This window comes from Paenibacillus sp. IHB B 3084, assembly GCF_001447315.1.
Lineage (GTDB): Bacteria > Bacillota > Bacilli > Paenibacillales > Paenibacillaceae > Paenibacillus.
Genome location: NZ_CP013203.1, coordinates 3243762 through 3269634, shown reverse-complemented (window position 1 = coordinate 3269634; position 25873 = coordinate 3243762). Strand labels below are relative to the sequence as shown.

The 25873-nt window shown below is 48.4% G+C and carries 19 protein-coding genes; 2 read left to right on the top strand and 17 right to left on the bottom strand.

Annotation, left to right across the window (positions count from 1 at the left end; translation table 11 throughout):
* Positions 1-598: 598 nt before the first annotated feature.
* From ASL14_RS15320 to ftsE, 10 genes are all read right to left on the bottom strand, one after another.
* A complete protein-coding gene (locus ASL14_RS15320) occupies positions 599-4666 on the bottom strand; it encodes a glycosyl hydrolase (RefSeq protein ID WP_134912236.1) in 4068 nt (1355 codons plus the stop codon).
* Positions 4667-5004: 338 nt separating this feature from the next.
* Positions 5005-5118, bottom strand: a complete 114-nt coding sequence (locus ASL14_RS15315; protein ID WP_134912235.1) for a glycoside hydrolase family 48 protein — start codon at positions 5116-5118, stop codon at positions 5005-5007.
* 353 nt (positions 5119-5471) lie between these two features.
* Positions 5472-5855, bottom strand: coding sequence for a hypothetical protein (locus ASL14_RS15310; protein ID WP_134912234.1), 384 nt, complete (start codon positions 5853-5855; stop codon positions 5472-5474).
* Between the two features lie 212 nt (positions 5856-6067).
* On the bottom strand, positions 6068-6985 hold the full coding sequence (locus ASL14_RS15305) for a DUF5643 domain-containing protein (protein ID WP_134912233.1): 918 nt from the start codon (positions 6983-6985) through the stop codon (positions 6068-6070).
* A gap of 212 nt (positions 6986-7197) precedes the next feature.
* A complete protein-coding gene (locus ASL14_RS15300) occupies positions 7198-7755 on the bottom strand; it encodes a class I SAM-dependent methyltransferase (RefSeq protein ID WP_134912232.1) in 558 nt (185 codons plus the stop codon).
* A 176-nt stretch (positions 7756-7931) separates the two neighbouring features.
* The gene (locus ASL14_RS15295; protein WP_134912231.1) at positions 7932-9242 is read right to left on the bottom strand and encodes a serine protease; all 1311 of its coding nucleotides are present in this window, start codon (positions 9240-9242) and stop codon (positions 7932-7934) included.
* Between the two features lie 165 nt (positions 9243-9407).
* A complete protein-coding gene (locus ASL14_RS15290; protein WP_134912230.1) occupies positions 9408-10874 on the bottom strand; it encodes a S41 family peptidase in 1467 nt (488 codons plus the stop codon).
* A gap of 205 nt (positions 10875-11079) precedes the next feature.
* On the bottom strand, positions 11080-12360 hold the full coding sequence (locus tag ASL14_RS15285; protein WP_134912229.1) for a murein hydrolase activator EnvC family protein: 1281 nt from the start codon (positions 12358-12360) through the stop codon (positions 11080-11082).
* A gap of 84 nt (positions 12361-12444) precedes the next feature.
* Complete coding sequence (ftsX, locus tag ASL14_RS15280) at positions 12445-13362, bottom strand: permease-like cell division protein FtsX (protein WP_134912228.1); 918 nt, start codon at positions 13360-13362, stop codon at positions 12445-12447.
* Positions 13352-14038: a cell division ATP-binding protein FtsE gene (ftsE, locus tag ASL14_RS15275; protein ID WP_014278394.1), complete on the bottom strand. Its 687-nt coding sequence runs from the start codon at positions 14036-14038 to the stop codon at positions 13352-13354. Before ftsE ends, ftsX begins: the two co-directional genes overlap by 11 nt.
* 224 nt (positions 14039-14262) lie before the next feature.
* Between ftsE and ASL14_RS15270 the strand changes: the two genes are divergently transcribed.
* On the top strand, positions 14263-15681 hold the full coding sequence (locus ASL14_RS15270; protein ID WP_134912227.1) for a VanW family protein: 1419 nt from the start codon (positions 14263-14265) through the stop codon (positions 15679-15681).
* 144 nt (positions 15682-15825) lie between these two features.
* Here the strand turns inward: ASL14_RS15270 and ASL14_RS15265 are convergent, their stop codons facing one another.
* Positions 15826-16983 (bottom strand): S-layer homology domain-containing protein, encoded by a 1158-nt coding sequence (locus ASL14_RS15265; RefSeq protein ID WP_134912226.1) that lies wholly within the window; start codon positions 16981-16983, stop codon positions 15826-15828.
* Positions 16984-17250: 267 nt separating this feature from the next.
* Here ASL14_RS15265 and ASL14_RS15260 point away from each other — a divergent pair, with 267 nt between their 5' ends.
* Positions 17251-18039 (top strand): alpha/beta hydrolase, encoded by a 789-nt coding sequence (locus ASL14_RS15260; RefSeq protein ID WP_134912225.1) that lies wholly within the window; start codon positions 17251-17253, stop codon positions 18037-18039.
* Positions 18040-18151: 112 nt separating this feature from the next.
* Here ASL14_RS15260 and ASL14_RS15255 read toward each other — a convergent pair whose 3' ends face one another.
* The 6 genes from ASL14_RS15255 to ASL14_RS15230 form a co-directional block, all read right to left on the bottom strand.
* A complete protein-coding gene (locus tag ASL14_RS15255) occupies positions 18152-19783 on the bottom strand; it encodes an ArnT family glycosyltransferase (RefSeq protein WP_134912224.1) in 1632 nt (543 codons plus the stop codon).
* Between the two features lie 109 nt (positions 19784-19892).
* Positions 19893-21494 carry an ArnT family glycosyltransferase gene (locus ASL14_RS15250; protein WP_134912223.1) on the bottom strand — a complete coding sequence of 534 codons (1602 nt, stop codon included), beginning with the start codon at positions 21492-21494 and terminating at the stop codon, positions 19893-19895.
* Positions 21491-21910, bottom strand: coding sequence for a GtrA family protein (locus ASL14_RS15245; RefSeq protein WP_134912222.1), 420 nt, complete (start codon positions 21908-21910; stop codon positions 21491-21493). The genes ASL14_RS15250 and ASL14_RS15245 overlap by 4 nt, the downstream gene beginning before the upstream one ends.
* Positions 21873-22880 (bottom strand): glycosyltransferase family 2 protein, encoded by a 1008-nt coding sequence (locus ASL14_RS15240; RefSeq protein WP_134912221.1) that lies wholly within the window; start codon positions 22878-22880, stop codon positions 21873-21875. Before ASL14_RS15240 ends, ASL14_RS15245 begins: the two co-directional genes overlap by 38 nt.
* 23 nt (positions 22881-22903) lie before the next feature.
* Entirely contained in the window at positions 22904-25366 is a 2463-nt protein-coding gene (locus ASL14_RS15235) for a cyclic di-GMP-binding domain-containing protein, MshE-related (RefSeq protein WP_134912220.1), read from the bottom strand.
* Positions 25359-25610 carry a hypothetical protein gene (locus tag ASL14_RS15230; protein ID WP_134912219.1) on the bottom strand — a complete coding sequence of 84 codons (252 nt, stop codon included), beginning with the start codon at positions 25608-25610 and terminating at the stop codon, positions 25359-25361. The genes ASL14_RS15235 and ASL14_RS15230 overlap by 8 nt, the downstream gene beginning before the upstream one ends.
* Between the last annotated feature and the right edge of the window lie 263 nt (positions 25611-25873).

The window sequence follows — 25873 nt, the reverse complement described above, 5'->3', positions numbered from 1 at the left end:
TATACTTGACTACACTAGGCTTCTGGTATCTTATTGGTTTGATTTTGGATCGTCTAATAAAAAGAACAAGATAATTTCAAAATGCGGCATTACCTTATACCTACGCCTCCTTTGAAACAGGTGATTTTTGCTTCTTTGTTAAAATGCAAGTCGCTATTAACAGGTTTCTTCTGAGTTCGTCCCTGCATCCACTGAGCCAATTATTCCTAAACCTATCCTCCTTTCCACTGGCTATAATGAAATTATATTTCTTGATGTGTTACAAAAAAGATTGAAACAAACATATCATTTCTTTTTTTTACAAAATAATCAATAAAAAGACGAGTCTCAAGAATTTGCCTGTCGGTCAGCCAAACTGAGATCGGCTTGGGTGGGTTACTATCGGCGTGCCAAACTGCTCTTGTCCATCCTTTGTTATCCCTAGTAAACATAGCTATAAGCTTTCCTGAACCCCCAGTCGAACTGGGGGTTTTCTTGTACAAAAAAATGAGCAGGTGGGAAACTAAATCCCCCTGCTCATTTCAGCGATGGTATTTATCTGATTTCAAAATGAAAATAATCGGTTGATTCACATGTCGCCGTATATCAGACGCCTGTCTTAATTAGCTGTCGGTTCGGTTCCCCAAACAAGTACGCCATTATGATACAACGTAGCTTTCGTATGATCAGCATATGAAGTTTGCGTGCCTTTATACGAGTAATCGTCACTTTCGTTATAGTTCGACCAGTCTGTTTTATGAATACGGGTTTGAATTTCGCCTGTGTTTCCTCCAGGTGCTAACACACCTGCATTCGAGTTGAAGCTGACTTCCAAATAATAATCAGCGCCGGTTACGGCCTTATCCATTTTAACCAGCTTACCATTCAGCTTTGAGCAGCTCAGCATCGCATAGTCGCAGTTGAATGTCTGCTCACGGTCACCGTCGATCGTGTAGTAGTAGCGAATTTTCAACTCGTTGATCGGTACGGAGGTTGTACCTTTGTTTAAAATTTGGAAATGCGGCTTCAAGTTATTGTCGTTCACATTTGTATCCGCTGCGCGATACTGGAGTAACAGTCCCTTTGTCGGCTCCTGAGCATCCGCTTTCGGCGCTGCGCTAGCCGTGTTCGAAACCGTTTGTCCTGCATCGTTCTTCGCTACGACTTGGTAGTAGTACGTCGTGTCTGCCGTTACGGCTGTGTCGGTGTAGCTGCTTCCGTATACATCGCTCGCTACTGTGGCGAACGCGCCGTTTTCAGCCGTCGAACGCTTCACTTCATAGCTTACCGCCTTCGCCGATGCTGTCCAGCTCAGCTTTACTTTCGCCGTTTCGCCCGCTGCGTTCAGCGTGAAGCTGCCCGGTTCTGACGGCTGCTCGGTAATACCATACGTTTTTAAGTTAGTCGGGAGCTTTTCAAGCGTAATGACGTTCGGATGATTATACACTTTTTTCAGATGCTCAAGACTGTTTTGTTTGCCGTCTCTCAAGAAATCCCCATACCATGTAGCGAACCAGCTCCAATGGGCTTGATACGCCTTCATCAGATCAGGATCCGGGATAGGTCCGTTTTCGCTCATGGCAACTAACTTTTTGTCCTTGCCCAATGCAACAAGGTCTTCATATTTTGCAATTTGCGGGCTGTAGTCGCCTGCTTGCGGATAAGAGTCAAAGCTCAAAATATCCACATACTCGTCTCCCGGATACCAATCCGGAGCAACAGAATTCCAAACCCAAATCAGATTGTTCAATTTGTGCACATTAGTCAAACGGTCGTGCATTAAAATATACAATTTTTTAACAGGCTCAGGACCTTTAGCGCCCCACCAGAACCATTTGCCTTCCGCTTCGTGCAAAGGACGGAACAGGACAGGAACTTTCGCATCCTGCAACTTCTTCAATTGCCCTGCAATCACATCGATGTCGCGAATAAGCAATTTATAATCTTCGGACTCTGGATTATTCATCGCATATTCTATATCGAATGTAGTCGAATCGGCATAGAAGCCTCTCCACCATTCTTTTCCCTGCGTATCGATAAGACCTTTCGGCGCGTTCCAGTGCCATGCAAAGGTAACAATGCCCCCTTGCTTATCCCATTCAATCGCCTTTTCCGTCTCTGTGGAACTAAGACCGTGTTCCGCTCTGCTTGGCGAATAGTCAATCAGGTCAAGCGCCGCAATAGCCGGCTTTTTACCTACATTTGCTTGAAGCCAATCAATTTCGGGCATATCCTCTTGACCGGAAAGCATATTCTTCCCGTATTGATCAACCAGGTAGTTCATCAATGCTTTTGCTTCTACCGTCGCATTCGGATTGGTGAGCGTTTTGGTTACCGCATGCGGTGGACGGTCAGCAGCAGGCTCCAGCTTGACGTAGTCGATATCATACCAGCCCCAGCCCGTTTCAAAACCGATCGTATTCGCCCCTGCATTCAACAGAACCTTACCACCGGAAGTTTCTTTAAAATCAGCCGATTTCCAAAGCACCAGTTCGCCAGACGCTTTGCCGTTTAAGGAGAAATTCGTGCGTTTGTCATCATAAGGAGAACGGTAGCCGATTGCAAGATTGTACAAACCTGCCGTTGGAGCCTGGATCGTCATCGTCAGGGAATCCCCTGCATTGTGGAAATTAGTTACGTAACCAGTACCCGAGAAGCCGGTCCCGCTGGATTCCACAATTGTTCCCTTCAGCGTGCCATCTTCGGCTTCATAGCGATCCTGTCCGTCTACAGGCGTTCGCGGAACCGCTTTCAAGACATTGGATTCGCTCGTTCCCGCCTTTGTTTTTGCGGTTATTTTATAATAATAAGAAGTGCCGTTCGTTACGTTAGTATCCGTATAAGACGTTTCGACCAAGTTGGATGCTACAGCAGCAAAAGGACCGTTTTCATACGTTGCCCGCTGTACACTGTAACCTACAACTCCGCTGAAAGCGTCCCAGGACAAATCGACTTTCCCATCGCCAGCCTCAGCTCTCAGCGCAAAGCTTTTAGGACCTTCCCCAGGTGGCACAGACGTATCATTGCCGGCAGTCAACACGATGTGATAAGCCGTCAAAGGCGGTACTGTATAGGTGAAGCGGTTGCCTGAAATTTGCGTGATTGGCGCTGCTTCCTTAATTTGCGAGCTATTTTTGTCGAAGCCCCATACTTTACCGGAACCGTAAGTCGTCTCGCCGGAAAGATCGAATTGGGCGTCGAATGCACTGTCCATGCTTTTATTCATGACAACGAGGTGCAGTTCTTTGTAGGATGCATCCGTTACGGAAGCATGCACCGAGCTATTGGCAATATCCGACGTTTGCGCATTAACGCTGATATCACCGAAAGTAGAGCTTTTTCCATCATAATTGCGATAAAGCTTGTAAGCGGCACTAACGTAGTTGTTGGCACCATCCTTTAACTTCCAGTAGTTTGCCATATAAACGTCGTTTTTGCCCAAGATGCCCAGCACATCGGTCATAGCGATACCGCCGGAAATATCATTTTCGCCCCCGTAGCTATACTCGGTCAAAGCCAGCTTGGTTCCCGGGTAATACTTATCCACCGACTGCTTTAATCGAGGCAGTATAGGCAAGAATTCACTGTTCCATTGAGCAATCCAGCTATCTTCCTTGTAGGTCGGATCCCACAAAGTACGAGGCGCTTGCATTCTGGCTTTCTTCGTCTCGTCATTCCCTACCTCATCCGTAATTCGAATATCTCCGCCCCTCGCTTCAGGATACCAGTGGACATCGAAAACATCCAGCAATCTCTTGCCTTCAGCTTGCGAGCTAAGGCGCATTTGATCCAGGTAATAGTCCACGAACCAGCTGTAGTTGCCTTTTACAGAGTTCCAATCAGGTGCAGTTTGAAGATCTGTATAGGCGCCAAAACCGTAAAGAACGGGTCCAAAAATTTCCGCACCCGCGTCAACTGCTTTAACAGCTTTGGATAAACTTACCGACCGGTCTACCAACTCTTTCGCTCCGACCTTTTCACCATGAATGCGCGGATGCGTATGCGACCAGAGAGCGGGTTCATTGTCGAGCGAGTATCCTTTCACGCCCGTTTTTGTTGAAGCAACGCCGTACTTTTTCACTAAAAAGTTGACGAATTCATCCGCATAAACCTGATTGTCATTCAGATCAGGCTGCAGTTGGAACGGCGCATTTTTGGCGTTTACAACCTGATTCCAACGAGCGGAAGGAGCCTTTTCGCTTTCCTGCACACTTCCGTTTCCATCCTTGGCCACATAACCGGCCATCGGCAGCGTGACTAAAGAATAAGTGCCAAGCTTCAGCGATTGATCATGAAACGAAGTTGTCACCGCTCCCGGCTTTTCACATTCGGCTTTTGTCAGACCGCCATTGTTGCATAAATAGTTATCGCTGGATTGCTCCCAATCGCTTCCTGCATTGGACATGTTGTTTTCCCAATTGTAGCCGGTCATTCGATTGCCACCAAGTCTTCTGGCAGCCAGATTTTCATCGCCTGCCAAATCCTGATTCGTACCGTATATATAAGGACTAATAGGCTTACGATCCTTGGATGTATCGACTTTAATGGTAACGGTCTTTGCCGTTTGACCGTGAACTACAGTTGGAGCCGGTAGAGCCCCCCCTACTATAATCGTACATGCCATGACGACAGGCAGCCATTTGGAACGCTTGGACAAAATACTACTGCTACTATTTTTCACCTTCATGCCGCTTTCCTCCTTTAAATTTGAAAAGAGCGGCACCCATACGAGTGCCGCTCCGTCAGGCTTTAAGGCTCCTAACCCCAAACGAGTTTATCGTTCTGGTACAGCGTCACCTTACTCTAATCTGCAAACTAATTTTTTGTAGGATCGTAGGAGTATTCATCTGCCACATTGTAGTTCGTCCACTCGTTTTGTTGATACACGCTTGAATTTCGCCAGTCGAAGCTCCAAGTATCCGGTTGACTACACTCTCCTCTCCGTCCGAAATCCAGAATTGGCCCGGATCTACAAGTGTTGCAACAGCCGTATTCACACCGCACATGATGGGTTTGCCGTTTGCATCAAGGTAATACCGTTACCGGCTTCTTGTTGACAAATGTGTAATAGTACAGCTCTGCTATACGTTCTACCGACCAAGCCTGCATATCGAACCATTTGTTGGACGGAAGGTCCATATCCAAAGATTATTCTATATAGCCATATAGTAGAACATGAATTCGCTGCAAAGTTGTTCTAGCTACTATTTCTCTCCCTAGATATAGAGCTTAAGAACGATATATGTTTAACAGAAATAAACCCACACACTTTTGAATTGCCTGAGGAAAAACAAGCTTGGGTATTTACCTATGGATTGCGATATTGGTGTAGAAGAATCACATTTTCCTTTATCAGTAGCAGCTATTTACTGGAGGGAAATGGAACCTTCATTGCCTTCCAATGCTTTTACGAATACTTAAACCGTTTTCAATATTTTCATCATTCTTCTTCAATCTATTCAGAAACTCTTGTTGATTCACACCCATCTCCCCTACCGTACCTTGTCCTTTTGAATAAGCTTATAATAGATGCGTGCAGGCTCTGACTCTCCAGTGGATAAAATGTATTCTGCCAAGGGGGCGCACAGCTTTTGAAGATAGAAGGAGTATAGCAGTTCCGCCGTGTCAAAATGAATTTTCAACACCTGTCTCATCAGTCCTTCAAATTTGGGATAATCCAGTTCCTCCGGGGTGATATCAAACGGGTATTCAGGAAAGGTTTTTTTCTGAATATCGATAAATTGCTCTCTAAGCTTTGGTTGGTTGCCTGATCGGGCAGCCGAGAAATTCATCATAAAAAACGATATAAAATCTGTCTCACGATCACTTAATTCATAATACTCACACCAACGCATGAACATCAGCGGTTTTACCATATATAAATCTCCTTTAACAAAAGTTCAGATTTATCGTTGAATCGCACAAAATCTAACAGGTTCCAGCATATGTAATATATAGGTTAAGTCCCATTTTAAAATATGATTCCTTAAACAAATTTTGCATTTTAACATATCCCTATATCTCCGGAAAGAACTCTCCAGATCTACTTCATCCGAAGAGTTCTCCGTATCTACCTCAAACTCAAACCTTACTTGAGCTTATTTTCTCCGATTGGAATTTTCATTTCTAGTTCAGGCAGGTATGTTCTTTTCGAATTTCCTTGTTCATCGTATACAGGTTTGCCTCCCGGCCCGGTTACATTAAAATAGGGTTTAATGGTGATGAATTTCGGTGTTTTCTCAAAGGGAGCTACGAGGATTTGGTGAATACCTGTCCTTGTTTTAGTTCCGGGACGTCCTCCTGAATCCCCAGTAACCCATTGTTGTTCCTGCCCCTCATCATCCAAAACCGCGTAACCCAGTGTATTCATAGCCAGTCCATACCCGTATGCCTCACTCCCATACGTAGTCGGGCCAGAGCTTATGTAATGGGTCTTGGTCACGATCATGGTAGACATCGGTGTCATCTCTAATTTTTCCACAACCAAACGGGTAAAATCATTTGATTTTTCCATTCGAGGCGTGAGCACCAAGTTTTTAGAAGGAATCTTTTGTACAGGTAATTCAAGCTTAAAGGGCTGTTTTATTCCTGTAATTTGTATTTCTGCCGTTAGTTTAAATTGGTCAGGAAGTCCTTTACCTGTCGAGTACATTCTCTCCAAATCAGTATAATAAACGATGACGGAACCTGATGTGCCTCCAGAGTTAGTAATTAGCGAAGGACCATCAAATTGAAATGGTTTGCCATTGCACCATAACGTAATATCTTCAATTCGTTCATGCAGCGTTGTGCCCAAGTCCTCCCGGTTACTTTCCAGTGTCAAAGCCATACGCACACCATCATAAGCAACTTGCGAGATACGGAGCTGGGTTCCGTTATGAGTGCTGCTGGCCGCCATTTTTGTTACAAGACCTGCTTCTTCGACCTTCTGAAGTCCCAAGTCACCCGCTCGCATAAATGCACTCCCGCCTGCTGTTGAAATTCCCCAGTTACTAGCCAATTGCAAGACACTGTACCTCATTCTCGATATTCAAAGGAGTCCTCCTTTCAAGTTGCCTATCTATTAGATCATTTGAAAGGGCCATGCGTTACAATTTTCTTCCAAAACGCTCAACAAAAAAGACCTTTTCAACATCTTAATGACGCTGACCAGGTCTTCTCATGGAAATCCGTATCTTCACATTCGTATCTATTCTAATCCTCTACATAGCTGACCGATTACAGGCTGCAAGTGAAAACATAGGCGGGCGGGACGTTGTAATGTACCTTTTTGATTTGGATGTCACCAAAGAAAGTACGAAAAAAATTGTGTTTTACCTTACTATACTGGAACGTAATAAATTTGCCCTCCTGACCCAATACTTCAGCCGTTTGTCCCAAAATCAGGCTGGATAAAGCGGCTGGTAAACTGGTAAAAGGGAGTCCTGATACGACGTAATCCACTTTTGAGACATGATACTGTTTCATATACCGGGCTACATGCTCGGCCGATCCATGAATGACGTGTACTTGCTCCAAGTGCCCGTACTTGCTTTGCAATGTTTTGTAAAACGATTCATTGGCCTCAATCACTAGCAGTAGTGTATCCGGGCGCTTGTTCTTAATCAGTTCTTGCGTAAACACACCGGTACCTGCACCGTACTCAATGATGCACGATGCTTGGTCAAAAAAAATCGGTGTGGCAATTTGCTTGGCCAACTGTCTTGAGCTTGGTATGATAGCACCTACGCTGCGTGGATGCCTGATGTACTCTCGAATAAAGTGAATCGCATTCATCTTTCCCTCTCCCTGCTTGACACACATAATAGGCATTCGGTTCATCAAGATATCGCATTACATATTCATTGTATCTCGATCATAATAGTCATTTCAAGCAGGCTACTGTCTGAATATAAAAAGAGGACAGCCTTATTAGAATCTAGTCAAATAAAACTGCCCTCTCGCTGTACCATCTATTTTTCTATCGTGTCCAAACTTGGACTCTCCGTCTTGGATGCCTGTCCACCTTTGCGCCGCCGTGCGCCCAAGCGCATGGCAACAATCCGGTAGATCGAGGCAGGGCGTATGGATACAGCCCAGCTTGCGTCCGCGTCCGGAGCAAGCACGACTCCCAATTGGTGGTGATCACCATCATACATGCCGCGCTGCACAAACTTGCTCTCACCTTGAAGATTGCGTACCTCCAGCTTGCAAAAAGCGGAGTTGATCCGCAAGGCTTGGTGCAGCTCGTTACGACTGTTCACGACGACGCTGTTCACGCGGTAAATGGCCTCGCCGGGCAGAATGCCCATCGCCGTCGCCGGACTATCCGGCAGCACAGCCAGTACACGCAGTCCTTGCTCCGGATGAACAAACATAGGGCTGAGGCGGCTCTCCTCCATGTTACCGTACCAGATCAGCGCCTCATGGGCCAGGAAGGAGAACAACGCTGCCACCAGCGCCAGCGGACTCCACCACGCCGCCAGCAGGCCTAGCAGGAGCAAGGCTACGCTGTAGAGAAGCAGGCGGTTGGACGTTAGCACCGCCTTCTGGCGTGGCAACTGGCCTAACGTCACGCTGCTGAAGCCCATAAGAACAGGCAAGGCTGCCAGCATATATCCGGTTCCATCACCAAACAGCGGCGTCCACGGAAGCGTAAAACCTCCCTGAACAGGAACCAGAAGCATCAACGGAATGGGCCAGAGGTCTTCCATTCGATAGCCTCCGACCAGCCTTCCCCGCTTGCCCTCCACGAACAGTGGCGTTGCGGCTTTTCCTCCCTGCCAGCGAACCAACAGCGCCTCAGCCACATGCAGCACAGCAACCAGCACCAGCAAAGCCGGAATATCCAATCCACGGATGGCTGCCACCGATACTCCAAGCGCTCCCACAGGCTGCCAGCCTTCTGCCACGTTCAAAGCAAACTGGGCTACACCCAGCAGGCCCACCGAATAGGCCAGGCACAGGTAACGCACGCGTACCAGCATAAGCAGCAATGTGGTCACCCACAGGCAAACGATAGAAGCCGAGGTCAGATGGACACTTACGAACATTCCCAGAGCGGACAGGGCCAGCCCCGCGATTAGACCACTCCAGACCACACGCCACGTCTCACCCGCCCAATTATGCAGCTTGGTATGAAAGAGCTTGCGCTCCAGCAGCATTTGCCGACGATAGCCAAGCGCGACAATGAGTATCGAGATATAGTAAAACGGCTGCAAAAGCAGGTACAAGCAAGCATTTAGAACGCTCCATCCCCATTGTAAAGCCCATTCCAAGTTCATTCACACTCCTTATGCCCCTGGCCCGCTGTTTAGCGGATCACGTACATTTCATATCCATTTATTCTATATGAAATTGCCAACGTAGGGAAGACAATCCGGCAGACTGCAAATAAATCCCAAAATAAAAGGAGGCTGTTTCCAGCCCCCTTTGTTGTAGCCTTATTATTATTTCGCTGCGCTGGTCTTCATTTCCTTCCGAATCTCTTCAATCCCCTGCTTGAGTTGATTGTCGTTTTTCGGATCACGGATTTTTTCGATCAGCTTGGCTTCCATCGCCGCCGCTGTCTTCGCATCAATCACACCGTTAGCCGTCAGCTTCGCCTGTTTTTGAAAAGCAAGAACGGAGCTTTCCGTCACTTTATCAAAATAGCCGTCTTCGCGACCCGGCTTGTAGCCTAAGCCTTGCAGAATGATTTGCGCATTTTTCACATCGCCGCTATTCATATTGTATTTCAACGGCTTTTCCTTGTTGAGTGGCGCTGCTGTGAAGAATTCAGGCTGATCCACCGCAATATTCGGTTTAATGCCTTTTTTGTGAATCCACGTTCCATTTGGCGTCAGCCATTTGGCAATCGTGATTTTGAGCAGACTACCGTCGCCCATTTGCTTGTCATAGCTGGTTTGTACAGTACCTTTACCAAAGGAATTTTCCCCGATCAATACTGCGCCAGCCGATTGCTGGAGAGCTCCTGCCAGAATTTCGGACGCGCTTGCGCTACCTTTATTCATGAGCAGTGTCACCGGATATTTCTTGCTTGATCCTTTGGATTTCTCTTCTTCGCGCTTCTGATTTTTGTCTTCCACCTGTACGATCGTTTTGCCAGCAGGTACAAATTGCTGTGCAATATCAATCACGACGGAAAGTACGCCGCCCGGGTTATTACGCACGTCGATGACGAGTCCTTTAAGCCCTTGTTTTTCCAGCTTTGCGAGTTCTTCTTTGAAACGATCTGCTGTATTCAAGGAGAACTGGGTAATCGTGATTACACCTACACCGCCGCTTTCCATATGAGCCGTCACGGTTTCCATATCAATGCTGTCACGGGTAATGGTGTATTCCAACGGATCAGGAGAGCCGCTACGCTGGATTTTAACCTTGGCCTGACTGCCTTTAGGTCCACGTATTTTGGAAACGGCCTTGTTCAGATCCAATCCGTCTAGCGTTTCACCGTTAACGGACAAAATAATGTCCTTGGAGCGCAGTCCTGCCTTCTCGGCCGGAGAGCCTTTAATTGGCGTTACCACGACCACTTTTCCGTTTTCTGCCGCTACCTCGGCCCCGATTCCGGTAAAGGAGCCTTCAATGGACTGTTCAAACTGCTGTGCTGTTTCTTTGCCCATGTAAGAGGAATATGGGTCGTCGAGCGATTCCATCATACCGTTGATGGCTCCGTCCACCAGCTTGGTACGGTCGACGTTCTGATAATATTGCCCCTGGATCAGATCCATCGCTGTCTCGATTTTACGGATATCACTTCTGGAGGTGGAACTGCTACCTGTCACACTCGCCAGCAGTCCTTCGCCCAGAGCGCTGTTTCCCACTGTCGTCGCTCCAGTATAAGCAAAAGTGAGCAGACTGCCGCCTAGCAGCCCGATCACCATCAAGAGTACCGCTGTACTTTTTTTCAACATCTAATCGTCCACCGCCTTCTATTTATCTTGGTTCCTATCCTCACAACGCATAACCATCCACGCAGTATACGTCTAGCTTGTACGGAATATGTTAATTGTATCCTACTCCGTGTCTCAATGCACCTGTTCTGCACCGGGAATACAGCTATTAAAGCAAAGCCCTATTTACAACCGAATTGGTTACAAATAGGGCTTACCTTATCTACTATAAATAGTTCATCGGATTTACGGGTTTGTTATTCTCGCGCACCTCAAAATGACAGTGAGGTCCCGTGGAATTGCCCGTCGAACCAACTTCTGCAATTTTTTGACCGCGTTTCACAGTCTGTCCTGTACGCACCACCGTACCACCATTGCGAATATGTCCGTACAGGGTCCATAGCCCGTCTCCATGGTCAATCACAACCGTGTTTCCATAGCCACTCCACCACTCCGCAACAATGACAACACCGTCTTCTGCTGCATGAATATCGGTTCCCTGCGGAGCCGCCATATCAATGCCTGTGTGGCCTTTAAGCTTGCCGGTAATCGGATGTACCCGCATGCCAAAAGTAGATGAGAGTCGGTAATGGGATACAGGTAAAGCCAATGTGCCTGATCCGCCCGTATACGTACTGGCTGCCGCATGGCTGGAATTCGAGCCGGCGCCTGAAGAAGAAGCATATCGCTTGGCTTCAGCAGCACGTGCAGCCGCTCTAGCGCGTGCTGCTTTGGCAGCCTGCTCCGCTCTGAGCTTGTTTTTCTGCTGCACCAGACCCACACGTTTGTTAGCAAGGGCTACCAGCATATCATTTTGCTCTTCGCTGATTTCATCTGACTCAGCAATATCATGATCGTAATTGGCAATCAGTCTTTGCTTCTCTTTTTCCTTCGAATTCAGTTCTACTTTGGCGTCCTGCTTGAGCGCATACAGCTTCTTGGCATTTTTATATTCTGTGTCGAGCTGCTTCTTCTTGCTTACGACCAGAGCCTTGTCCTTTTTATGCTCGTCCAACAGGATTTGATCCTGCTCCACGATCGTTTTCAGGGAATCCACCCGGCTGAGGAAATCGCTAAAGCTGGCCGAAGACATAAGCACGTCCATATACGAGACCGTTCCGTCCGTATACATCAAGCGCACACGGGTTTCCAGCATCTTTTCACGTGCCTGAATGCGGTCAATGGCTTCAGATAAATCTTTTTTGGTTGCACGCAGATTATCTTCGGTTTGATCAATCTGAACCGCTACACGAGTCAACTGGTCGCTGACGCTGTTAATCTGGTCGAGTACAATTTTCAGGTTTTGCACGGTTTTATTTTTGTAATGTTGGGCATACTGTTTATCTTGAGCCGCCTTTTCCTGCTGTTGCTTGGCAGATTGGGCCTGCTTTTCCAATTGATTCAGTTGCGAATTGATTTCATGCATGCTTTTGGCATATCCGTCAGAAGGCTGGATTAGCAATGCGGCTACCAAAGTAGCGGCCAACACAGATCCTGTTTTTTTCAACTTGCACTCCCCATCCTTTATCGCAAAATAACACCGGCTTCCCCGTTCTAAAGAATACCGACTGTGACGTCCACCAATGAATCTTTATACTTTCAAGAACTTGCGCATGGATAGGGTACTGCCTACAATCCCGACGAGCATTCCCAAAATGATTAGCAGGGCACTCAATTGAATCCAAACGCTCTGAAGCGGCATAAGCTTCAACATATTCAGTGCAATATCGCCTTGAACGGCTGTAAGCAAACGCTGATAACCAGCAAACAAAATACCTACCGTAATCACAGAACCCATCAGGCCAATAAGCGCACCTTCAATAAAAAACGGCCATCGTATAAAAAAGTTGGTCGCACCAACCAGTTTCATAATGCCAATCTCTTTGCGTCGTGCCAAAATGGTCACGCGGATCGTATTCGAAATCAGGAACATGGACATAAGTCCCAATCCAGCTACGAATACAAAGCCCACATTACGGATGAGCTTGGTAATGGTGAAGAGCGTCTCCACGGTACCTTTTCCGTAACGGACCTTTAAAATCGGTTTCTCCGGATGTATCGTGTTCAGCTTCTCAATCTTCTCAGCCACAAATGGGACCGTCGTCGGTTCAATGACCTCTACAACGATTTTGTCCGGAAGCGGATTGCTGTCCTTATCAAAACCTTCCAGCAGCTCCTTGCCGCTGTCTCCCAAATCTTTTCGCAGCTCCTCCAAGCCTTGAGCTTTGGTGATAAAGGTGGTTTTGCTAATTTCCGGCATCGCCGCGATTTCCTTTTGTAGCGTTTCACGCATGTTTTGTTCTACATTCAGCTCCAAAAATACGTTAACCTCCACCTGGCTATCCGCCTGATCAGCCAAGGAGTTGACGTTAAGCACCAGCATAATAAACACACCCAGTATAAGCAGTGACACAACAATCGAGGTGACGGATGCCACGGACATCCAGCCATTGCGGAATATGTTTTTGAAGCCTTCCCGCAGATGACGCAAGAAGGTATTAAAAGTCATATCCGTACTCCCCTCTCACCTGATCCCTTACGATGTTGCCATTTTCGATGGCAATGACGCGTTTACGCATGGAGTTTACGATGTCCTTATTGTGTGTCGCCATAACAATGGTCGTGCCGCGAAAATTAATTTCGTCCAGCAACTGCATGATCTCCCACGATGTTTCGGGGTCCAAATTACCTGTGGGTTCATCGGCAATGATCACGGACGGATTGTTGACAATAGCCCGTGCAATAGCTACGCGCTGCTGCTCCCCACCGGAAAGCTGGGCAGGCTCGCGATTCATTTTCGTTTTCAAGCCAACCAATTCGAGCACTTCCGGCACCCGTTTGCGAATCAGCTTCTTGGGAGCCTCAATGACTTCCATCGCAAAAGCGACATTCTCATAGGCCGTCAAACGCGGCAAAAGCCGGAAATCCTGAAAAATGACTCCGATGTTACGACGAACGTAGGGAATTTTACGCTGCTTGAGCTTCCCGATATTAAATCCATTAACTGAAATTTGCCCCTTGGTCGGTACTTCTTCTCTATAAATAAGCTTCATAAAAGTCGATTTACCCGCCCCGGACGGGCCGACTACGTATACGAATTCATTACGGTCAATTTTGACCGATACTCCCTGAAGTGCGTGGGTTCCATTAGTATAGGTCTTCCACACATCCTGCATTTCAATCACTCGATCACTTCCCGCTGCTTAATCATAATACGTATAACTTAATATCCATTCGACATATTCCATGCATTTCCTTTAAAAAGTCCTGTATTTCATCATACCGTTTATCATTGTAACAAATTTGTTACCTAAATAGTACCGAAAGTTTTCTGCTTTTGGCACATATATATGAATATTATGGCACATGAACACGCTGCCAAGCTTACGAGACAGGAGACAGCCGCATTATGAAAAAAATTCATTTATCCTTCATCTGGATATGGACTGTAATTCTGGCGTTGGCCATGTTGTGGGGAGGACTGCATCTGTACGCCGACAGGCAAACGCTGCCGAAAGGCGTAACAGTCGGAGGAGTCAATTTGGGAACCATGAATAAAACAGCCGCGCTTCGACTGCTGGACACGAAACTAAATGCATTGAAGCAACGCCCCCTAATCTTGACGGACAGCGACAGTAGCGCGCAGGATATCAAGCTTACGCTCGGGGAAGCGGGTATTCACTATGAAACGGAGGCATTCCGTGATGCCGTGAACGCGCTCGGCTCGGAGCATCTTTGGACTCGCGCGCTGACGCGGTTTTCCTTTGGAAAAGAATGGACCATCACACCTTCCCGGCAAGAGTCGGCCTTACAGGCCAGGCTGGGAGCTGATTGGGAGGAACAACGATACGGCAAACCTGTCAATGCCACGCGCCAGATCGACGGGGACGATCAGGTTCGCTATATTCCGGGCCGCTCTGCCAGTCGCCTGGATTGGTCCAAACTGGGCGTAGCGCTCGATAAGGCGCTGCCCAAGGACTTTACTGCTTCCGGGGAGTCAGTGCGGGTGGAGTTGCCGTTTCGTCAACTAGAGCCGGAAATTTCGGTGGACGGTCTGCGAAGCGAAGGGATTGAGCGCAAAATCGTCCAGTTTTCCACCAGCCTTGGCAGCAGCTCGGAAGGACGTGTGTACAACGTCAATTCAGCGGCAAGCACCGTTGACGGTTTGATTCTCAAGCCGGGCGAGATATTCGATTACGGTCAAATCATTGCCAAGGCTGAGCGCAAACACGGCTTTCGTGAAGCCCCGGTGATCGTGAATGGACAATTGGAACCGGGCATCGGCGGCGGGATTTGTCAGGTATCCAGCACCGTCTACAATGCGGCGCTGCGAGTCGGTCTGGACATTGTTGAGCGCCGCAACCATTCCATGCCGGTCAGCTATTTGCCCAAAGGGCAGGATGCGACTTTTGCTACGGGGTCCATCAATTTTCGCTTCAAAAACAATACCGGTAAGCATTTGCTCCTTCATGCCACTGTCCAAAACCGGACGCTGACCGTCAAATTTTTCGGCACCTTCCCGTCCAATGTGTCCTATGAGCTGGAATCGCGTACGGTTCGTGTATTACCCATTCCAGAGAAGACAATCCGTAATGACTCACTTTCCCCCGGCTTCTATCAGGTGCTTCGGCAGGGCAAGGCAGGATACGTGGTGGAAACGTACCGAATGAAGATCGTGGATGGCAAGACCGTTGAACGCACCCGAATCAGCCGTGATACCTACCGTGCGCAGCAGCGCATTGTGGCTGTTCGCGGCGGAAGCGCATCGCCTGAGTCGCAGACACGCGAACAGCAGGAGCCTATTGTAGAAGATGGCATAAGTGAATAAACTTCGCATAGCAGCATAGCAAAAATCCCCCTTCGACTACCGCCTGGATGGGTACCAGCGGAGTTAAAGAGGGATTTTAGCATGACAGATTCAAAATTTCGATATCAAAATCATGAATTGCCGATATGAAGTGACAGGATGGCCTTACTCGCTGCGTTTGCCTGAAACAGAAATTTCTACAGGCGAACTTTCGTTACCGTCGGCATCCACAGCTTTGATAATCAGTCTAACAGTGGCTTTTTGAGTAAGCACGCTAATGCTGAACGTGCCGTCGTCCTTGGCTACTGCACTACCGATTGGCAAATCATTGGAATAGGCGGTTACTGTGGAACCTGCTTTAGCTGTCCCTGTGATCGTACCTTCGCCGTCATACACTTCGTTTACTTTAAGTGTATCACTGGTAGCTACCGCATCAGTGTTTGTATCTGTAGTTGTATCGGTGCTTGTATCTGTTGTTGTGGAGCTGTTCGTAGTATCCGTAGTCGTATTAGTGCTGTTATTCGTTGTGCTTTCTGTGCTGGTACTGCTATCTTCTGTTTCGCTTCCAGAAGAAGTAGACGTGTTACCATACGTCGAATCCGTAACGTTACTGTATGTGGAATCTGTTACCGTTCCGCCAGGAGTCGATGTAAGATTATCAACCGCGCTCAGGTTGTAACCGGAAGCTGCATCCAGAATGGCAACCGCTTCTGCACGTGTCAGCGACTTCAATGGCTGGAATTTACCATCAGGATAACCATTGATAATTTTTTGCTCCGCAGCGGCAGCTACACTTTTCTTCGCCCATGATCCGATTTTGTCGGAGTCTATGAACTTGGTGACATCTGCCGCGTTACCTGCTGTCAGTCCAATGGCTTTGCCCACAATAGCCGCTGCTTCCTGACGTGTTACTTTCCCATTCGGTTTGAGCTTGTTATCTGCATAGCCGCTTATGTAACCTGCATTCACGGCATTTGTCAGTTCATTGTATGCCCAGTGCGAAGCTGGTACATCTTTGAATGTTCTGTTTCCATTACCGTTTACCTGAACACTGTCCGCATACGTTACGTCCGTCACGGCTGGAGTATCCTGCGTGAACGTACCGAGACTACGGTTCAAGAGAACGATAAATTCTGCACGTGTGATGGCTGCATCCGTTTTCACCGCACCGTCTAATTTTCCTGTAGCCGACCAACGTTGTACTTGGTCTCCTGCCCAATGACCGCTTGTATTCTGAGGGGCGGCTGCTGCTGCGCTGAATGCGCTAAGAATAAGACCTGTGCTCAATACACCAGTAATCGTGTTTCTGAACTTATTTCCCATACTCTGAATTCCTCCTTTGATTGGCTTCACCATTCTTTTTTAAACACTTTACCAGAAATCAAACCCAAATAACCCCCAAATTAAAAAAATCGTCCCATATAACCATAACCCGTCCTTATGTAGGATACATGAGACTCGGGACTTAATGCCTAGTTATTTACTTGGATATGTATATTTGGACAGGCTACGTTATACTGAATAAATCATCAGTCGTATACTAGATCACTGTAATAAGGTCACAAAATCCCTAGTAAAAGAGGTTTTTCTATGGCTCTTATCCAATGTCAATTTTATTCAGAAATCCTTGGCTTGAACACATCCATGCATGTTATTCTCCCTCAGGAAACCCGTTCGCAGATAGGACTGGAGGGCAAGCAAGGAACCGGGCCACACCCTACACTGTATTTGCTGCACGGCCTGTCGGACGATGATTCGATCTGGTTACGCAGAACCTCCATTGAACGCTACGTTGCTTCACTGGGCATTGCTGTTGTAATGCCACAGGTACACCGGAGTTTTTATGCGGATATGGAGCAGGGAGGGGCATATGGAACCTTTATCAGTGAAGAACTGCCAGCTTTGGCACGCTCCTTCTTTCCCTTGTCCGCTAAGCGGGAAGACAATTTTGTTGCAGGTCTTTCCATGGGCGGGTACGGCGCCTTCAAACTGGCACTCCAGCATCCAGAGCGCTTTGCGGCCGCGGCCAGTCTCTCGGGGGTGATGGATTTACATGCGGCACGCATCGACCCTATACATAAAGCGATGAGTTCGGCGGAATGGAGTCACATTTTTGGTCCAGATGAAATACGCGGAACAGATCATGACTTGCTGGAGCTGCTACAACGTCATGCTCCCTTGGGAACTTCACTCCCTCGGCTCTACCAATGCTGTGGTACGGAGGATTTTCTGTATGAGGGAAACCAGACTTTTCGACAAGCGTGCGTTACTGCCGGGATTCCACTGACCTACGAAGAGGGTCCAGGGACTCATGAATGGGGATACTGGGACGCGAAAATTCAGGATGTACTCGCTTGGCTACCGCTCAAGGGGCGGTAAATAGGTGTAAAAAAATACCCGCAGCTTCCCTCGCCGTATCATGGCGAAGTGGTTAAGCTGTGGGTATTCGTTATGAAGCAATATGCTAACCAATTCATGGTCCTGCCACACATCAAGGAGCTGTCGTCGTAGCCGTAGATGGAGATTCGGATTGTGACTTGGGTAGCACTTTGTACAAGCGCCATTCCCCGTTAAACTCGCGTTCGAGCTGAACCCAGGGTGCTCCTTTTTCATACAAATTCGGATACACCATGTTGATTTTACTCAGTGGCATGTCCGACTTGATCTGAGGTACAAGGATATAATCCACATGACTTTCCTGCGGAAAACTTAATGCCCTATTAAACGTATAATCACTTGTGATCAGGAAGCGCTTCGGGTACTGGCTATACACGATCATGGTGTAGGCTGAGGCCGAATCGGTCATAATGGTTGACTTGGGCAAATGCTCATCCAGCCAGACCGCAATTTTCCGGTCCGATACCTGTCTCACATAGTTCACATTACCTGTTCGTGTGAGGAAGCTGTTCTCATCCGGCGCGATATCCGGGCGAGTCAGTGCATAGGAGAGTAATCCGGCCGTAAGCACCAGACTGACGGACACCAGACCAAAGGCCGCCCGCCGCGCTCTACCCTGAAGCTGACTCAGCTCATACGGCAGCCAGGCGACGGTAATCGGAAACACATACATAAAATAGCGAAACCATCCATATGAAGATTGCTTCATCATGAGTAAAAATTGTAAACCCGGCACAGACAGGAACAATAGTAAAATAATCAGCGTGCCCCACCGCAACAACCGCCCGCTTATCAGGCGAATGAGCAGAATAGCAAACAACGGCACAGAATACCAGAGGGTTTTGGAAGCGATAAATTTCAAAGCAACCAACGGATGATTAAAGATTTCCACGAATTTATCATCATTTAGCAGCTCTGCCGATTGCGCTGTGTTGGAATACTCCGAATTGAGGAAATAAAAGGCATTTCCCATAATGAGGTAGTTAAAGAAAATCCACAGCAGACCGGAAAAGACAACAGGCAGCAGGAGAAGCAGCCAGGTCGCCTCGACCTTATGTAGCTTTTCCCGAAAAGGCAGCTCACGTCTGCCCATGTTCCGGTGAAGAAACAGAATGGCCACGACCACGCCGCCTGCCATCGCCACCCCCAGAGGGACTGCTTCATATCGAGTCCAGAACGCCATGGCAAGCGCTAACCCGGATACGATCAGACTCGCCGTCATGCGGTCCTTGAGCCACAGCGCAAATTCAATCACTGTCATCATAATAAAATATATGTATAACGAATCGCTCAGTCCGTTAGCACCGAATAGTAAAATAAACGGATTCAGCGCATAGAGCAGCGCCAGTATCAAGCTCATTCCCGAGCCAAGCCCTGTTCTGACACCTGCCCGATACAGCAGCACACCTGTCAAAGCGGCAAAGGTAGCACTCATAATGACAGCCGCCAATCCGTAGGATGCTAATGCTGGAAATAACGGATATAGCAGTAATATCACCATTTCCAAAAGACTGGGCAACGGATTCCAGATGAATCCGATGGCACCCAAATGCGGATCACGGCTATACAGCACATAAAATGCATTGGCTACGCGACTGAGCGCGTCTGTATGCATATATCCCAGAACGTAGCTGAAATAGATGCCTGCGGACAGCTCCAACGCAAGTATAAACACAAACAGACCTATAACCATCCATCTGTTTGCAGACCATTTGCGAAAGGACATTCCTCTCGTTCCCCCTCAAACTTGTTGTAGCAATACGGTTGGAATCCTAATTCCCTCCTACAGCCGGATCAACCCAACCGCGACTACTCTGCTGCCTGAAATACAATTATCATGGCTCTATATCATGTTCCACTTTGTACAACCGCCACTGTCCACTAAAATCACGTATCAGGGACGCCCACGGAGCGCCCTTTTCAAACAGATTGGGATAGCTTCGGTTTACCTGATCCAGCGGAACCCCTTCCACCATGCGCGTTACCAGAACATAATCCACCTTGGAAGCAGGCAGATCCGTTAAGGATTTTCCAAAATCATAGTCGCTCGTAATCATAAATTTCTTTGGAATCTTGCTGCTCAAAATGATTGGATAAGCCGCATAGGAATCTGTCAAAATGAGAGACGAACTATAATGCTCATCCAGCCACGGCGCAATTTTTCGTTCAATTAATTGCCGATCATAGCTTTCATTTCCACTATGCGTCAGGTAGCTGTGTTCATCTGCCGCAATAGCGGGATTGCTGAGCGCATAGGACAACAAGCCTGCTGTAATCAGCATCCCGGCTGTCACCATAGACACTCCGAAGCCCCGCATTTTCCCCTTCAATAAACTTAGCTCATATGGCACCCAGGCGATTGTAATCGGGAACACGTACATAAAGTACCGAAACCAGCCGAAAGAAGACTGCTTGAGCATCAGCAAAAATTGAAGACCGGGTACGGATAGGAAGATTGCCAGCAGTGTTAATGTGCTCCAACTGAACAGACGCTTGTCCAATAAACGTACGAGCAAAATTGCAATCAGCGGGGCCGCATACCATGAAGTACGTTGCCCGATAAATTGTAGCATCAGCGCAGGATGGGCAAACATCGCCGCAAAACGCTGATCCCCCAGCAAAGCCGCCGATTGGGTGGCATTGGAATATTCCGAACGTAAAAAATAAAGCGGGTCCCCCATAATAATCCAGTTAAAAAAGATCCAGAGCAGACCAGAAAAGATGATCGGCAGCAATAACAACAGCCAGGTCGCTTCCACCTTGTACAGACGCTCACTGATGGATAATCCCTTTGTATTCGTGTCTTTGGCGATGTGCCGCCGATGTAGAAAAAGAACCGTCAGCAGTACCCCCAAAGCCATCCCCATACCGAGCGGAACCGCTTCATAGCGCACCCAGAAGGCCAAAGCGAGAGCAAAGCCTGACACAATCAAGTGTGCCGCCTTGCGATCCTTCAACCACATACAGAATCGGGTCACCGTCAGAAGAATAAAGAAGATATACGGCGAATCGCTCAGCCCGTTGAAGCCGAACAAAAACATGAACGGATTCAGCGAAAATAACAGCGCAATCAGCAGACTGATTCCACCGTGAAGCCCCAGTTGTTTCCCGGTTCCGTACAATAGCGCCGCACTGGCCCCTGCGAACAGGCTGCTTATAATCACGGCCGCCAGCCCGTGAGAAGCGAGCACCGGAAATAATGGATAGAACAACAGCACGATCAGCTCCATCAGGCTGGGCAACGGATTCCATACGAACCCGATAGCCCCCAGATGAGGATCACGGCTGTATAGCACATAAAAGGCGTTAGCGACCCGACTGAGCGCATCGGTGTGCATATAGCCGAGATGCCAGGCAAAATAAATACCCACCGCCAGTTCAAGCGCAGTAACGCAAGCGAACAAAGTTAACATTTTTCCGTGTTTTCTCAAAATCATGAAGTCTCTTTCTGACGCTGTTGTGGAACGGAGAAGATCCAATAGCGATTCCAGATATAATTATGAACGGGCACGATGATGGTGGTCAGTACCTCACCAATCAGATACGACCAGCCGATCCAATGAATGGTTGCGTACATAAGACCTGCATTCAAGAGCAGGCCACAGGAGCAAACCAACAAATATTTAAGAAACTGGGTGCGACTCCCCTCCCCGGTAGGCTCGAATGTCCAGTTCCGGTTCAGCACGTACGACACCAGCAGCGTGACTACGAATCCGATCGTAGTAGCCGTTACCGCAGGCACCCTGAACATTTCCACCAGCAGTACAAGTACACCGACATGGATACCTGTACCCAGCAGCCCCACTATGCTATATTTAATGATTGGATACTTTAGATATGAACGTCTGATCATGTTGATTAAACTCCCTGTCCACCCACAATCGGTCAGCGTTCGCCCGTTTGTCTGCAATCAGATAACGAGGTCTGGCTTTGACTTCGTGATATATGGCGGCGATATATTCTCCTACCACTCCGATGGACAGCATCAATACACTGCCGATAATCAAGAGCAGCAAAATAACAGTTGTAAAACCGGTCACAGCGGTACCCGTTAATTTGTGCGCCAAGGTTTGAATTCCCAATACAACTGAAATCAGCATAAAAATGAGTCCCATTAAACTTACTACCCGCAACGGCACCGTTGAAAACGAAACAATCGCTTCCGCTGCCAGCCGAATCAGCCCGAACGGACTCCAGCGGCTCGGACCCTCCTCCCGTGGAGCTACCTTGAACGAAATCTGGGTTTTACGGAAACCAAGCCATGCCGTCATCCCGCGAAAAAACGGAATTCGCTCAGGCATCGCCATCCAGGCATCTACCACCCGGCGATCCAGCAACTTATAATCCGAGGCATCTTTGAGGTTAAAGCCTGTCAGACGATTCAAGGTCGCATAGAACAATGAAGCCCCAAGCTTTTTGCCCACCGACTCTTCTCCACGGAATTCCTTCACACATTCGACCAGATCGTAGCCCTCATCCTGCCATAAACGCACCATTTCCCCGATCATCTCAGGAGGATGCTGCAAATCGCCGTCCATGACGATGATGGCATCGCCGGAGGCATTTTCCAAACCAGCGCACAGCGCCAGCTCCTTGCCGAAGTTCCGGCTCAGCCGAAGTGCAAGCAGAGAAGGCATACGGCGGGACAATTCAGACAGCTTGAGCCACGTATCATCTTTGGAACCGTCATCTATGACAATCAGCTCATAACGTGAAGTGACGACAGACAGCACCCCATCAATCACCTTGAGGGAACGCTCCAGATGCGAGCTTTCATTGTACATGGGAATGACAACGGATAAAAAAGGTGTTTTTGTCTCCATTCTTGCTCCTTCTTTCTTCATATTCAGGAGGACTGTGCCGGGGCATCATCCAAGTCGTGCATATCGGTCAGACCATGCGTCGTCTTCTCCCAATAGAACGGCTTGGTAATGAGCTGCCAAGCTGCTTTCACCGCAGCTATACTCATAAGTACCCAATATAACGGCGAGAGTAGCCCATATTTGACCATCGCATATGAAAATGTACGTTCACCGCGCTCTTCCAGTTCCCCGATGACCCAATACATTCCGGCCACGTTACTGAATACGAACAAAAAATTACCGATATAAAATTCCGCGCTCGCCAGGTAATACACATAACCCGGGAACAGCTTGGGAATAAAGGCCATTTCCCAGCCAAACCATAAAATTAGCAATCCCCAAAAGATCGGATTCAGCAAAGGTAGCATCGGTGTCGCCAAAATCATTACCTGAAAGCCGAAAAAGCCTTTCCAGCCCACCTCGCGCACCAGCTTCACCGGATTACGCATATGAACCAGCCATGTCTGCATGTATCCCTTGATCCAGCGTGACCGCTGACGAATCCAGTTCCCTACGCGACTGTTCGCTTCCTCCCATGTACGTGAATCGACAATGGCGGTTTTGTAACCGCCTTTATACAGACGTATACCCAGATCGGCATCCTCGGTTACATTGTAGGGGTCCCACGCATTGATATCTTTGAGTACGGATATCCGAAAATGATTGGATGTTCCGCCCAAAGGAATAGGCGTATCTAACTGCATAATACCCGGCAGCAGCAGTTCGAACCACATACTGTATTCCTGCGTGAACCAGCGGGTCAGCAAATTTTGCGTACTGTTAAAATAGTTGAGCTTCGCTTGAATACACGCATAATGCTCAGGGAGCGAGTCGAACGCCGCAATGACCTTTTTAAGCTGGTCGGAGTCGGGACGATCCTCGGCATCATAAATAACCACAAATTCGCCGCGCGCCCGAATAAGTCCGTAGTTACACGCCTTCGGCTTGGTTTTGGGCAAGCCGTCAGGGACGACCAGTGTCGTATAATAGGCGGGCAGCTTCATTTCACGAAGCAGCTCAATGGTCTCAATATCGTCCTCTTCAATCAGCAGCCGCACATCCAGCTTGGATTTTGGATAATCAAGCTGCTCCAAATTCCGCAACAGCATCGGAAGCACGCCCGCCTCCTTATACATCGGTACGAGAATCGTATAGATCGGCAGCTTTTTCTCATCCATGGCGTCGACCTCTTCCTTCGTGAAGCGAAGCTGCGCCCCACGCCGGGAACCGAGATAAATAATACCAAATTTAAATAGCGTCATGGCAAAATAAAACAGCTGAATCAGCATATTGATGATCAGCACCGTATTCCAGCTGTTCCAGAAAAGACCGAGCAGCGTAATCACGCCCATCGCCGCGAACACCCACAGTTGTCCCTTCGTAAAGGTCGTGCGCGCCGAATTATGCGGCTCTTTTTCCAACAATCCGGTCGTGCTCTCCTGCATCATTTCTTCACCGTAGATCTTACCCCAGAGCTGCTCCATCTCTTCCTTGGTCGCCAGCACCTGCTCCACCGGCATCCCGAGGATTTCCTCCAGCTTCAAGCGCCGCTCTTCTGGCAACGGGTCACTGACCGCCACAATATAGCGGTTCATATATTCATGAATGACGACCACGCCGTAAGCCATGGCCACCTGCTCGGGTAACTTATAGGCTGCATCCAGTGCCAGTTCTTCACCAATACGGCCGATCCGGTTCTGTGTAGCAATCGCGCGGTACAAATCCGCAGGCTCCAGCATTTGCAATGAAAGCAAAATGTCGCCGAGCAGCCCGCCGCTCTTCGCCTGGAATTCCAGGGCCCGCTCCAGTTGCTCCGGTGCAATATAGCCGGAACGTACCAGCATGTCGCCCAGTCGCTCTTTGGATTCATCACCGTCCACCTGTTCCTGTAGCTGCTCGGCGGTAATGAAGCCCATCTCTACTAAAATGTCGCCCAGCCTGCCACCGTAACGTTTTTGGTTTCGGATGGCGTCCGTCAGCTGATCGCGGGTAATCATGCCGTTGTCCACCAATTGGTCTCCCAGGCGAGCCTTGCCGTTCCGTCCGTTCTGTATTCTCGTGGCGGCCTCTCCGCCTGCCGAACCAGACGAGCCGGAGACTGCTCCCAAGGCGGCTCCTGCTGCAGCCTGTTCCTGTTGACCACTAGCATATTGGACCTGCGCCTTCTGCGCTTGTCCATCCTGTACACTCTCATCCAGCAACTGCTCCACCGCTGCTGCCGTATCCGCTGCGCTCTGTAATGCCTGGATACGCAGTTCCGTATCCTGGAGCCGCCGTTCCAGTTCCTCAATATGAAAATCCAGCTTGTACAGCACCGGGGCCTGCTCCGTCCGCTGGGCCTCCAGTTGCTGCTCCAGTCGAGCGATCTGGTGACGCTCTTCTTTTATTCTTCTCTTGGTTTGGGGAATTGAAACTCCCCCAACCTGCCACCTCAGCCTGTCACCCATGGATTCCCGCCCTTTCAATCCAACGCCGCTCTTCTGCGAGCGAATCCGCAAGTAGCTGCTTCAACTCCGCGTCCCGTTGCTTCTTCCGTTCCAGCGCCGCGTGGAAAAGCTCCCGTTCCTCGCGCAGCAACTTCTCCGCCTGTATCCGCTCTTCGCGCAACGAAGACACCAGCTGATCGGCGTCAGAAGCGTGATAACCGATCCATGCGCTCTTTAACTGCCGCGCCGTTCTTTTGCTTCTCATAATACCTCCCTGAACCGTCCCGACTCTGCCTCTTGCCCTGTCCCTGCATCCATAGTCTTACGTCTTCCTGAAAAGCAGGGCATTCTCTTATTCTCATTTAAACCCTTCATTTACACATTAATGCAAGTCTTCTGGTCAAAAGAGAACCCTCAAAATCTTCCACTTATTCATTTGATACCAGTCTTGTCCTGATGAATTGGTAATCCAATTAAAAACTTAGTGCTATTCTACCATAATCGTAGTAGGAGTAGGTATACGAAAAT

Coding starts and splice junctions, on each gene's coding strand:
- ASL14_RS15320 (WP_134912236.1), bottom strand. CDS start 4,666: ATGAAGGTGAAAAATAGTAGCAGTAGTATTTTGTCCAAGCGTTCCAAA.
- ASL14_RS15315 (WP_134912235.1), bottom strand. CDS start 5,118: ATGGACCTTCCGTCCAACAAATGGTTCGATATGCAGGCTTGGTCGGTA.
- ASL14_RS15310 (WP_134912234.1), bottom strand. CDS start 5,855: ATGGTAAAACCGCTGATGTTCATGCGTTGGTGTGAGTATTATGAATTA.
- ASL14_RS15300 (WP_134912232.1), bottom strand. CDS start 7,755: ATGAATGCGATTCACTTTATTCGAGAGTACATCAGGCATCCACGCAGC.
- ASL14_RS15295 (WP_134912231.1), bottom strand. CDS start 9,242: ATGAACTTGGAATGGGCTTTACAATGGGGATGGAGCGTTCTAAATGCT.
- ASL14_RS15290 (WP_134912230.1), bottom strand. CDS start 10,874: ATGTTGAAAAAAAGTACAGCGGTACTCTTGATGGTGATCGGGCTGCTA.
- ftsX (WP_134912228.1), bottom strand. CDS start 13,362: ATGACTTTTAATACCTTCTTGCGTCATCTGCGGGAAGGCTTCAAAAAC.
- ASL14_RS15270 (WP_134912227.1), top strand. CDS start 14,263: ATGAAAAAAATTCATTTATCCTTCATCTGGATATGGACTGTAATTCTG.
- ASL14_RS15265 (WP_134912226.1), bottom strand. CDS start 16,983: ATGGGAAATAAGTTCAGAAACACGATTACTGGTGTATTGAGCACAGGT.
- ASL14_RS15260 (WP_134912225.1), top strand. CDS start 17,251: ATGGCTCTTATCCAATGTCAATTTTATTCAGAAATCCTTGGCTTGAAC.
- ASL14_RS15255 (WP_134912224.1), bottom strand. CDS start 19,783: ATGTCCTTTCGCAAATGGTCTGCAAACAGATGGATGGTTATAGGTCTG.
- ASL14_RS15250 (WP_134912223.1), bottom strand. CDS start 21,494: ATGATTTTGAGAAAACACGGAAAAATGTTAACTTTGTTCGCTTGCGTT.
- ASL14_RS15245 (WP_134912222.1), bottom strand. CDS start 21,910: ATGATCAGACGTTCATATCTAAAGTATCCAATCATTAAATATAGCATA.
- ASL14_RS15240 (WP_134912221.1), bottom strand. CDS start 22,880: ATGGAGACAAAAACACCTTTTTTATCCGTTGTCATTCCCATGTACAAT.
- ASL14_RS15235 (WP_134912220.1), bottom strand. CDS start 25,366: ATGGGTGACAGGCTGAGGTGGCAGGTTGGGGGAGTTTCAATTCCCCAA.
- ASL14_RS15230 (WP_134912219.1), bottom strand. CDS start 25,610: ATGAGAAGCAAAAGAACGGCGCGGCAGTTAAAGAGCGCATGGATCGGT.